Annotated in this window: 8 protein-coding genes; 1 reads left to right on the top strand and 7 read right to left on the bottom strand. The window is 62.2% G+C overall.

Features of this window, described 5'->3' with window-relative positions:
* Positions 1-13 precede the first annotated feature (13 nt).
* The 7 genes from Q363_RS34330 to Q363_RS34300 are packed head-to-tail and all read right to left on the bottom strand — an operon-like array spanning position 14 to position 6,860.
* The gene (locus tag Q363_RS34330) at positions 14-610 is read right to left on the bottom strand and encodes an N-acetyltransferase (RefSeq protein ID WP_051979741.1); all 597 of its coding nucleotides are present in this window, start codon (positions 608-610) and stop codon (positions 14-16) included.
* Between the two features lie 10 nt (positions 611-620).
* Positions 621-2,126, bottom strand: coding sequence for an argininosuccinate lyase (gene argH, locus Q363_RS34325; RefSeq protein WP_035359644.1), 1,506 nt, complete (start codon positions 2,124-2,126; stop codon positions 621-623).
* Positions 2,127-2,168: 42 nt separating this feature from the next.
* Positions 2,169-3,278 carry an ornithine carbamoyltransferase gene (argF, locus tag Q363_RS34320; protein WP_035359524.1) on the bottom strand — a complete coding sequence of 370 codons (1,110 nt, stop codon included), beginning with the start codon at positions 3,276-3,278 and terminating at the stop codon, positions 2,169-2,171.
* Positions 3,271-4,521 carry an aspartate aminotransferase family protein gene (locus tag Q363_RS34315; RefSeq protein WP_035359522.1) on the bottom strand — a complete coding sequence of 417 codons (1,251 nt, stop codon included), beginning with the start codon at positions 4,519-4,521 and terminating at the stop codon, positions 3,271-3,273. The genes argF and Q363_RS34315 overlap by 8 nt, the downstream gene beginning before the upstream one ends.
* Complete coding sequence (gene argB, locus Q363_RS34310; RefSeq protein ID WP_035359521.1) at positions 4,518-5,300, bottom strand: acetylglutamate kinase; 783 nt, start codon at positions 5,298-5,300, stop codon at positions 4,518-4,520. The genes Q363_RS34315 and argB overlap by 4 nt, the downstream gene beginning before the upstream one ends.
* On the bottom strand, positions 5,297-6,412 hold the full coding sequence (argC, locus tag Q363_RS34305; RefSeq protein ID WP_084081054.1) for an N-acetyl-gamma-glutamyl-phosphate reductase: 1,116 nt from the start codon (positions 6,410-6,412) through the stop codon (positions 5,297-5,299). The genes argB and argC overlap by 4 nt, the downstream gene beginning before the upstream one ends.
* A gap of 7 nt (positions 6,413-6,419) precedes the next feature.
* Positions 6,420-6,860, bottom strand: coding sequence for an arginine repressor (locus Q363_RS34300; protein ID WP_035359519.1), 441 nt, complete (start codon positions 6,858-6,860; stop codon positions 6,420-6,422).
* A 188-nt stretch (positions 6,861-7,048) separates the two neighbouring features.
* Between Q363_RS34300 and Q363_RS34295 the strand changes: the two genes are divergently transcribed.
* Positions 7,049-11,563 (top strand): glutamate synthase-related protein, encoded by a 4,515-nt coding sequence (locus tag Q363_RS34295; protein ID WP_035359517.1) that lies wholly within the window; start codon positions 7,049-7,051, stop codon positions 11,561-11,563.
* Positions 11,564-11,678 lie beyond the last annotated feature (115 nt).

Here is an 11,678-nt window from a genome sequence, read left to right as displayed (position 1 = left end):
GGGATGGGAATAATTACTTCGCGGGGGTTGAGGTTAGGGAACCGGCCTGGAGCTTCACCAACTCCGGTGCAGGAAACTTGCTTGGCCCTAACACTGCAACCTTCGGGACCGGCCCGCGCACCATTGCGACTTCGTCGCAGGCGTAGAGCCGCGGACAGGTCTGGCAGTCTTTGTAGATTTTGTCGGGCAGTACTGTCCTGTCGACGACCCGGAAGCCGAAGTGGAAGAAGAAGTCAGGGATGCGTGTAAACAGGCAGACCGAGGTTACGCCCTGGTCCTCCGCCTCATCCAGAAGGGCGCGCAGCAGCTTGCCACCTGCGCCCTGGCCTTTGGCTTCGGGCTTTACGACGATGGAGCGAACCTCTGCGAGGTGTGGGCCGTAGAGGTGCAGGGCTCCGCAGCCGAGAAAGACACCGCTCTCGCTCTCAGCCACGGTGAAGTCGCGAACGTTTTCGCATATTTCTGCATAGCTTCGCCGCAACAACGTGCCATCGCCCGAGAGCGAGTTGACTAGCTCGAAGATGTTGACCGCATCCGGAAGCTTCGCCTTGCGTACCGTTGCACCGCCTACGCGGGGGCGCGAAGACGAGGTCGATTCGCTGACAGGCATCAGGGATGAGTTAGACAAGTGCGTTGCGCTCCAAGCCAAGTTTCGCAGACTTTTTGGATGCAATCGAGGCCGTGTCGGACGCAATTCGCCGTGAGGCGTCTTCTATGGCATCCCGTACACGTCCGCGCGCAGTTCCACCGATCACGTCGTGGCAGTCGAGCGTAGCTTCGAGGGTGATCGCGTCGAAGAAGCCGGCACCGAACTCTTCGCCGAAGCTGCGCAGCTCTTCGAGCGATAACTCGCCCAGCTCACGCCCCGTCTCGAGCCCGAGGCGGACCGCCTGGCCAATCTTTTCGTGGGCCTTGCGGAAGGGAACTCCCTTGTGGGTGAGATAGGTTGCCGCCGCCATCGCGTTCAGGTAGCCCTTCTCCGCAGCTGCCTGCATCGCGTCCGCGCGGAAGTGCAGGGCGCGGGTGAACTCCGGGAGCACCGATAGAATTCCGCTGATGGTGTCGGCTGCATCGAAGACCGGCTCCTGGCCTTCCTGCAGGTCCTTGTTGTAGGCGAGAGGAAGTCCCTTGACGATCGTCGCCAGGGTTACGGCGGCGCCTTGCAGTCGGCCTGCCTTGCCGCGGATCAGCTCCGTTAGATCAGGATTCTTCTTCTGCGGCATCGCGCTCGATCCTGTCGAGAAGCGTTCCGGGAGATCGAGGAAGCCGAACTCCGCGGTCGAGTGCAGCGTAAGCTCCTCGGCGAACCGTGAGATGTGAAGGCCAAGCGTGGCGAGTGCCTGGGTGAAGTCGAGCGCAAAGTCGCGGTCGCTGGTCGCATCCATGCTGTTCGCCGTCGGGACGTCAAAGCCGAGGGCTTCGGCGGCAATCGTCCGGTCGAGCGCGAGCGTCGCACCTGCGATTGCGCCCGAACCCAGAGGGCAGACGTTGAGCCGCGCACGACAGTCTTCAAGTCGGCTGAAGTCGCGCTCGAGCATAGAGACGTATGCCAGCAGCCAGTGTGCCACCAGCACCGGCTCCGCTCGCTGCAGGTGGGTGTAAGAAGGCATTACGGTTTCGCCTGCTGCACGCGCCTGGTCGACAAGGGCCCCGCGCCAAGAGAGAAGCCCGCGCAGTGTCTGATCGATCGCGTCGCGCACGAACAACCGCATGTCGGTCGCGATCTGTTCGTTACGGCTTCGTCCCGTGTGCAGTTTTAGAGCGAGTTCACCGATGATCTTTGTCAGCATGAGCTCGACGAAGTGATGGATGTCCTCGGCTTCCGGATGGAGCGCGACGATCGCTGGCGCGGCCGCGAGAACGGCGCTCGCTGTCGAGCTGCCCCAGGCGGCGTCTCCACCCAGAGACTTCGACGCTTCTTCGAGAGCGAACGGAATCACACGGTCGAGCCCGTCGAGCATCGTCGCGAGCTCGGTTGCGGACAGGATTCCCGCCGCAGCGATGGCGCGTGCGTGCGCCTTCGACGCGGCCACTTCCTGCGGAAGCAGCCGCACATCGAAGGGAAACGAACGCTGCCAGGATTCAAACGCGGGATCCAGCGGTTCGCGAAACCGTCCCGACCACATCTTGCTCACTTGCCAACTCCTTCCGGATAGTGATGTGACCGATCAGGCCAGAGACGGACGCTTGCGCGCCTGCGTCCCGCGGCCGCGGGCACTGGAGATTCTCTTCGCCCCTCCGAGTAGCATCAGCAAAAGCGCCTTCTGCGCGTGCATGCGGTTCTCCGCCTGGTCGAAGACGATCGACTGCGGGCCATCGAGTACTGCATCGGTCACCTCCGCGTTGCGATGAGCGGGAAGGCAGTGCATGAAGACGGCATCGGGCTGCGCGTTAGCCATCAAGGCCTCGTTGACCTGGTAAGGCTTGAAGATTGGAGCGCGCTTAGTGGCCTCGTGCTCGAAGCCCATGCTTGTGCAGACGTCGGTGTAGACGGCGTCTGCTCCGGTCACGGCTTTGATGGGATCATGCAGCAGCGTGATGCTTCCGCCCGTCGTCTCTGCGATCTCGATCGCCTTGTGAATGATCTCAAGCTTCGGAGCGAAGCCCTTCGGCGAAGCGATGGTGCAGTGAGCGCCAAGCTGTGCGGCGGTCAGCATCAGCGAGTGGCAGACGTTGTTGCCGTCGCCGACGTAAGCGAACCGCAAACCTTCAGCCGAGCCGAAGCGCTCCTCAAGGGTGAGGAAGTCCGCGATCGCCTGGCAGGGATGCTCGAGGTCTGACAGCGCGTTGATGACGGGGACCCGCGAGCATGCCGCCATCTCAGTGATGGTCTCATGCGAGTAGGTGCGGAGCACGATCACACTCATCCAGCGCTCAAGATTTCGCGCCATGTCGGCCAGCGACTCCCGCTCGCCAAGGGGCGACTGCGTCTGGTCTACGAAGATTGCGTTTCCGCCAAGTGTGTTGATGGCAGCCTCAAAGGTCAGGCGAGTCCGCAGCGAGGCCTTCTCGAAGAACATGACCATCTGTCGCGCGTCGAGTGCATGACGGAAGTCCTCAGGGTGGTTCTTCACCGCGTGGCCGAGCTCCATGATCGCGGCCATCTCCTGTACGGTGAGGTCGCTGATGGAGCACAGGTCGCGCCCGCACAGGCGTTTTGTCGCCTCGTTAAAAGCAGTATCCGACTGGATGCCCATGGCGATCGCGGGTTTGCGCAGGCTCTCTTCCCCGGATGCTTCTGGCGACTTCGAATTCATGATCACTGTTTTGCTATCCATGTAGTTCTTCTCCGGCCGGCGCTGCGCCGGCGAATTCCGTATTTGCCTTCAGCAGCTCATCCAGTGCGCTGATGGCGGTCTCAACATGCTTCCGCTCGAGAATGTAAGGAGGCAGGAAGCGAAGGACTGTTTCACTCGTTCGGTTGATAATGATGCGGCGCTCCATCATCTGCGCCGCGATACGCTTCGCGAGGTCGGCCGAGTTTAGTTCAAGACCAAGCATCAGGCCCATGCCGCGAACGTCGGTGACGCACTCGTGCTTTGCCTTCAGGCCCTCAAGTTCTGATTTGAAGAATCCGCCGACTTCCTCGATGTTTGCAAGTACGTTCTCGCGCTGCATCGTGTCGATGACGGTAATGGCGACTGCGCAGGCCAGGGGGCCGCCGCCGAAGGTCGTTCCGTGCATTCCTGGGGTAAACGCGGAGGCCGCGCTCTCCGTGCACAGCATAGCTCCCATGGGAATGCCGTTGGCGATGGGTTTGGCCAGTGTCGTCACGTCAGGTTGGATGCCATAGTGCTGGTAGGCGAACCACTTCCCGGTGCGACCCAGGCCGCTCTGAATTTCGTCGGCCAGAAGAAGAGCGCCGGTCGAAGAGCACAATTCGCGCGCCGTGGCGAAGAACGCCTTCGAGACGAGATGAATCCCGCCCTCGCCCTGGATCGGCTCGATGCAGATGCCGCAGACATCCTCGGTGAACTTCGCGCGCAGGTCGGCGACGTCGTTGAACCGCACGAACTCGACGCCCGGCATTACAGGAGCAAACGGAAGACGGTACTTCTCCTTGTGCGTCGTCGCGACCGAACCCATCGTGCGGCCGTGGAAGCTGTGTTCCATCGCGAGGAACTTTGTTCCGATACGCTTGCCGTTCTCGCGAGCCTTCTCGGCGTGAGCGCGGGCGAGTTTCAGGGCTGCCTCCCACGCTTCGGTTCCGCTGTTGCAGAAGAAGACGCGGTCCATGCCGCTGATCTCCGTCAGGCGGAGCGCGAGGTTGGCCGTGCCCTCATGGAAGAAGAGGTTCGAGGTATGGAGCAGGCGCGAGCTCTGATGTGCGATCGCCTGCTCGACGGCGGGATGGCCGTAGCCAAGCGCAGAGACGCCGATGCCACTCAGCAGATCTAGGTAGTGAATTCCGTTTTCGTCACGGAGGTAGACTCCTTTTCCGCTTACGAAAAGGTAGGGGTTCCGCTCGTAGGTGTTGAGCAACAGCTTATTCTCCGCAGCCTGAATCGATGCCAGGTTCATGCGACCATGACCTCCGTTCCGTCGTTGACTCGAGTCGAGCAGAGATCGGGCAGCAGCGCCGCAGCCTCCGCAGGCAGGATGCGCACACGTTTGACGCCATGCAAGAGCGCCTCCCGGCACGCATTCAGTTTGGGCAGCATACCGCCAGAGATCACCTTCTGCTTTTCAAGCGAGGGAATCTGCGCGAGTGTCAACCAGCGCATCACAGCACCGTCGGCTCCTTTGACTCCGGGTACATCCGTCAAAAAGACCAGCGCATCGGCCTTGGTGGAGATGGCGCAGGCAGCGGCCATCTCGTCGGCATTGATATTGTAGTACTCGCCGTCGAAGCCGAGCGCGATCGACGAGATGACGGGAACCGCTCCCATTGTCCAGATGGCTTCGAGCCAGCGCGGGTCGGTGGCAGCAATCTCGCCGACGAATCCCAGGTCCGGGTTCGTCTTCTTCTTGCGCGCGCGAAAGACGTGTCCATCGCCACCCGACAGTCCGACCGCAGCCTGCCCATGCGTTCCGAGCGCCGCCACCAGCGACTTGTTCACGCGGCCGGCAAGGACCATCAGCGCGGCGTCGCGGGTCTCGGCATCGGTCACACGCAGGCCGGAGATGAACTCGCTTTTCTTACCCAGCTGTTCCAGCGTGCGCGTCAGCTGCAGGCCGCCGCCGTGGACAACGGCGACCTGGTTGCCATCAGCCACCAGCTCGGCGATGGCCTTGCCGCAGGCGTGCAGCAGCTTCGGGTTCTCAAGGCCGGCCCCGCCCAGTTTCACAACAAATCTCACAGCAAGCCCTCCTCTTCCTTCCATCCGCACATCAGGTTCATGTTCTGTACCGCCTGACCCGCTGCACCCTTCAGAAGATTGTCCAGGCAGGAGACGACGATCAGCTTCCTTCCATCCTCTGCAAGCGCAAAGCCCAGATCGCAGAAGTTTGTCCTGACGATGTGCTGAATCTGCGGCAACTGCGGTGTGGTGTGCAGCCGCACCAGTGGGCTGCTCTTGTAGAACTGGCCCAAGAGGGAGCCGATCTCAGATGGCGGCATTGGCTGCTTCAACCGTAGGTAGATCGTCGAAAGAATACCGCGCGGGATGGGAAGCAGGTGCGGCGTGAACTGAATCTGATCCGCGCTTAAATGCAGCTGCTCTAGCAACTCGCCCGTGTGGCGATGTCCGAAGACGGAATAGGCAGAAAGATTGTCGGCTGCATACATGAAGTGAGTCTTCGAGGTAGGAGCTTTGCCTGCGCCGCTCACTCCGGACTTCGCATCGCAGACGATGCCGTATTCGACATCGACCACGCCGGCTCGCACCAGCGGGGCCAGCGCGAGAATGATCGATGTGGAGTAGCAACCGGGATTTGCGACCAGGCGTGCGGAGCGAATCTCGTCGCGATGCAGCTCCGGGCAGCCGTAGACGGCCTCCTTTTGAAGCTCGGCGGCTAGAATGGGGTTCGCATCGTGCAGCTTATAAACTTCGCGATTCCGGTCGTCCGCAAGACGCCATGCGCCGCTCAGATCGATCACGCGGATGCCGCGCTCGATCGCCTGCGGAGCCCACTCGCGCGACTGCTCATGGGGCGTCGCCATAAAAAGAATCTCGATGCCGGCGCCGAAGATGCGGTCCCAATGAAACGGCTCGACTTTGTGCGATCTGTTTGCGCCGATCATCGCAAGCTGCGGGTGTAAGGCCTCGATCGTCGTCGGGGCGCAAGCTGCCGTCTCGCCTGCGCGGCCCAGAAACAATGGCGCCGCTCCAGCCAGGCCCGGATGACGCAGCAGGAGCCGCGCAAGCTCCCCGCCGGCGTAGCCGCTCACGCCAGCGACAGCCACCTTGGGCTGATGTGACGCCTCCGCGTTGACTCCTTCACTGCGAACCTCTGCTGATGTGTGCGATATCTCCACGTTAGCGAAAGTACCCTTCGATTCGTGTCTTAAGTTGCGTTGCCTGCTCCGCGTCGGGGCAGATCATCAAAACCGTGTCGTCTCCCGCGATCGTCCCGACCACCTCGGGCCAGTCCTCGTAGTCGATGCCTGCGGCGATCGGCTGAGCCCCGCCTGTCGTCGTAATCACTACCAGCAAATTAGCCGCCTGTCGCACCTCAAGGCCAAAGCTCTCAAGCACCTCGTGAATCCCCGGCAGGGAGTCGTCTTCATGATTTCCGCCGTTTGAAAGCGAGTATCCATCCGGACCTTTTGACAATCTGAGTTCATGAATGTCACGAGAGAGCGTTGCTTGTGTAACATGGAAGCCACGCCCCGCAAGTTTTCGCCGTAGTTCTTCCTGGCTTGCTATCGGTCCCTTCCCGAGAAGCTCTCGAATTATGGTATGACGTTGTTGTTTCATGAGTATGTTTTTGCCGCCCTAGCCGGATGCCGTTTTACACCGGCGCGGGCAATCCGCCTTTCGAGGCTTTGCATAAATATACATTGTGGTGTATATTTATGCAAAGGCGCTCTCCGACGAGCGCTTTCCCAACCTTGACGGAAAGGTATTTCCGGTGAATTCATCGGTCGCCGGACGTATATTGAATCATGGAACGGTATTGCGCCCTCGTCCCTGTTGCTGGATCTGCATTTTCGTCCGCTCCATCTCTGCTCGATGAGCGCTTCGACCATGACTCCTGCGGGGTCGGGTTTGTCGCGACGGTCGATGCTTCCCCCTCCCACGAGATTCTCGAACAGGCCCTTACTGCCCTTGGACGACTTGCGCACCGCGGCGCCACTGCGGCGGATGGCAAGAGCAGCGACGGTGTCGGCGTGCTTGCGGCCGTTCCGCGCAATCTGCTGATCCAATCCACGAATATCGCGGTTCCCGCAGACAAGACCCTCGGTGTCGGAATGGTCTTCATCCCCAATGAGGAGACTCGCGCCGCAGGCCTTCTGGAGCGCTGTCTGCTCTCGCACGATCTGAACGTGCTTGCGTGGCGCGATGTCCCGGTCAAGACCGAGTATCTCGGCGAGATGGCGCTTGCGACCATGCCGAAGATTCGGCAGGTTCTGGTCGTCGATGCAGACAACGCCGAGCCCGGAACGATGGAGCGACGGCTTTACCTTGCACGCAAACAGTTCGAGCGCGCCCACGAGCGCGGGGACGTCACTGGGTACGTCTGTTCCATGTCAACCCAGACCATCGTTTACAAGGCGATGTGTACCGGCCAGGACCTTGCGGCCTTCTATCCGGATCTCGCCTCTTCTGAATTCGTCACACCGTTCGCGGTCTTTCATCAGCGATACGCCACAAATACGCTTCCCACATGGCATCGCGCCCAACCCGGCCGCACCCTTGGTCACAACGGCGAGATCAACACAGTGTGGGGCAATCGCGCGCGTATGGCTGCGCGCGACTCCACGCTTCCGGTGGAGTGCAAGCCTGTCCTGACCCAGGGCGGAACCGACTCCACGAGCCTTGACGAAGCTGTTGAACTGATCTCGCAGAACGGACGCACGCTCGCTGAAGCCATGCGCATGCTTCTGCCGCCTGCTGCGGCATCCGGACACACCTCATCGTTTCTACGCTATCACTCCGACTGCGCTGAGCCGTGGGACGGCCCGGCGGCGATCGCCTTTGCCAACGGAAGCCTCGTCGGCGCCGTGCTTGACCGCAACGGCCTGCGCCCCTGCCGGTTCGCCATCACGAAGTCGGGCCTGGTCGTTGCCGGTTCCGAAGCCGGCCTGGTCGATCTCGATCCGAATGAGGTAACTCACAGCGGCCGCCTCGGCCCTGGGCAGATGCTGGTCGTCGATCTTGAGAAGAAGAAGGTCTACGAAGACGAAGAGCTGCTCGAGCTGTTCGACGCCGGAGCGACCTACGCGAAGCTCGTCGAAGACGCGACGCTCGTTCCCGTGGATGTTCCCTCCATCGGCGACTCCGCTACCCTCACTGCTCTGCAGAAAGGCTTCGGGTACACCCGCGAAGACGTGAAGATGATCTTGCAGCCCATGGCCTCAGAGGGCAAGGATGCAGTCTGGTCGATGGGCGACGACACGCCGCTCGCCTTTCTGGCACGTACGCCGCGGCCGGCCTACGCCTACTTCCGCCAGCGCTTTGCCCAGGTAACGAATCCGCCGATCGACTCCCTGCGCGAGTCGATCGTGGTTTCGCTGCACACGCGCCTCGGCCCCTGGCCCCACATGCTCGACAAGAACGCTCCGCTGCCCGGCGTCTCGCTGCCTTCACCGTTCCTGTCTCTGGGGCAGGTTGAAGCGCTGCGTGGCCGTCAGTATCCGCACGCGAACGGGCTGCGCCTCGCCGAGCTTCCCTGCGTCTTTTCGCAGGAGACCTCGCTCGTCCAGGCGCTCGACGACCTGAGCATGAAGGCGATCGAGCTGGTGCGAAATGGCGCGCGAATTCTGCTGCTCACCGACCGCTCCGCGAACTCGGAGAAGCTTCCAGTACCGATGGCCATGGCGACCGGCGCGGTCCACCAGGCACTCGTGTCCGCAGGCCTGCGCACACTCGCCGGCCTCGCCGTGGAAGCAGGTGACTGCCGCGACATCCACCACGCTGCCGTGCTGATCGGCTACGGTGCCGGCGCGGTCTGCCCCTGGCTTGCGCTTGAGACGAGCCGCAGCCTCGCGCCTGCCGGAACAGAGCCTGAGGCAGCCGAGAAGAAGATGCTCAAGTCGCTTGACGCCGGCCTCGCGAAGGTGATGTCGAAGATGGGCATCTCCGTCGTCGATAGCTATCGCGGCGCGCGCCTCTTCGACATTCTGGGCCTACACTCGAGCGTCGTGACCCGCTGCTTCGCGGACACGCCTGCGCCTCTGTCGGGAATCGGCTTCGCTGAGGTCGAGCGCCAGCTTCGCTGGACCTGGCAGGCCGGCGAGTCAACCGCGGCCGCCGACCTGCCGGACTACGGCTGGGTGCGCTTTCGTAAGGCCGATGTGGCCGAGCCCCACGCCTGGCAGCCGCCGACCGTCAAGGCCCTGCAGTCGGTCGTGGGCAGCGCGCGCAACGTGCCCCAGCCGACCGATCCCGCTGGCGCGTTTGCGATCTTCACCCGCGACGTCATTGCGCGAGATCCGGCCGTTCTGCGCGATCTGCTCGAGATCCGTCCTGCCGGAGCCGAGCTTCCGCTCGATGAGGTCGAGAGCCCATCGAGCCTGACGAAGCGCTTTGTCGCCAGCGCCATGTCGCTTGGGTCGCTCAGCCCGGAGGCGCACCAGACCATTACTGCTGCGATGAACATGCTCGGCGCACGCTCCAACACCGGCGAGGGTGGCGAGGACTCCGCCGTCTATCGTGTCCATCCTGCGGATGCGGAGATGCTGCCTGCTTCGGATGGCACGGCGGCCGCGGTGCACGCAGAGGGTGGCGTGGCGGTGGCTGAGCCGGTGGTCGAGGCTCCTGCGGTTCACGTCTCGCTCAACAACAAGATCAAGCAGATCGCCTCTGGCCGCTTCGGCGTCACCGCCGAGTACCTGTCGCACGCGGAGGAGATCGAGATCAAGGTCGCGCAGGGAGCCAAGCCCGGCGAGGGCGGACAGCTTCCTGGGCACAAGGTCAGCGGGCTGATCGCTCGTTTGCGCCATGCGCAGCCCGGTGTCTCGCTCATCTCGCCGCCGCCGCACCACGACATCTACTCGATCGAAGATCTCGCGCAGCTCATCTACGACCTGAAGCGCGTGAACCCGAAGGCTGCGGTTGGAGTAAAGCTCGTCTCCGGCTGCGGTGTGGGTACGGTTGCGGCGGGCGTCGCGAAGGCTTATGCCGACTACGTCGTCATCGCCGGCAATACCGGTGGAACCGGTGCGGCAGCACTGTCGAGCATCAAGTACGCAGGCAATCCATGGGAGCTCGGCCTGGCCGAGGCGCAGCAGGTGCTGATGCAGAACGGCATGCGGGAACGCGTCCGTCTGCGTACCGACGGGGGGCTGGCCACGGCGCGCGACGTTCTGGTCGCGGCTCTGCTCGGCGCCGACGAGTTCGCTTTCGGAACCGCGGTGCTCGTCGTTCTTGGCTGCGATATGGCGCGTCAGTGCCACCTGAATACATGTCCGACGGGCATCGCCACCCAGAAGCCGGAGCTGCGCGCCAAGTTCCGCGGCAAGCCGGAGCACGTGGTGCGGTTCTTCGAGCAGCTCTCGGCGGACCTGCAGCATCTGCTCGCCCGCTACGGTCTGCCTTCGCTTGATGCTGCGGTCGGACGTTCGGACCTGTTGGAACAGGTCAGATTTGATGGCAACCTCGATCTGGCGCCGATGCTCGCCAAAGTCGGCGAAGGTCCCCGCCGCTGGATGGGTGCGCGCAACGATCAGCCGCTTCCGAAGCCTCCGATCGATGAGCAGTGGCTTGCTCCGGCTCTCGAGGCGGTCGAGGCAGGGAAACCCTACATCGTTGAGTCAGCGATCGCCAACTGCGACCGCGCTGTGGGAACCCGGCTCTCCGGCGAGTTGGCGCTGCGCCGCGCTCAAGGCGATCTGCATGCAGATGTCACGTTCCATCTGCACGGCACCGCCGGACAGTCGTTCGGAGCATTTGCGGCCGAGGGAATGAAGCTGATTCTCGATGGTCAGGCAAACGACTTTGTCGGAAAGGGACTTTCGGGCGGCGAGCTGATCATCAAGCCGCGCGGTCTGGCAGCCAAAGACAGCGGACAGCATGTGATTCTCGGCAACGTTGCGCTCTACGGCGCGACTTCGGGCAGACTGTTTGCAGCAGGTCGCGCCGGCGAGCGGTTCGCGGTGCGGAACTCCGGCGCAACCGCAGTCGTCGAAGGCGTTGGCGACCATGGCTGCGAGTACATGACAGGTGGTGCTGTCGTCGTGCTGGGCAAGACCGGATTGAACTTTGGTGCCGGAATGACCGGTGGCGTGGCTTGGGTTTACGACGCGGATGGAAGCTTCGTGTCTAAGTCGAGATTTCACCCTGAGTTCGTTGATCCTGAGGTGTTTAGCGCAGTTGATGCGGCCTCGCAGGAATCGTTGAAGGCGCTCATCGAAGAGCATGTTCAACTATCCGATAGTGGTCTGGCGAAGCAGATGCTGAGGAATTGGGAGACCAGTTCGAAGGGCTTTGTTCGCGTGAACCCGAAGCCGCAGGCCTGATCACGACCCATTATTCTAAGTAGCCTCGCAGCCATTCCTTATGGTCTGCGAGGCTCTTGCGTTTAAGTGGGTGGACACACAGCGCCAGTGGCGGAGTCCCCGGGTGAATATGAGT

The organism is Edaphobacter aggregans DSM 19364, from assembly GCF_000745965.1.
GTDB classification, from domain to species: domain Bacteria; phylum Acidobacteriota; class Terriglobia; order Terriglobales; family Acidobacteriaceae; genus Edaphobacter; species Edaphobacter aggregans.
The sequence above is the reverse complement of the archived record's forward strand: the minus strand, read 5'-3'. Positions and strand labels throughout refer to the sequence as shown.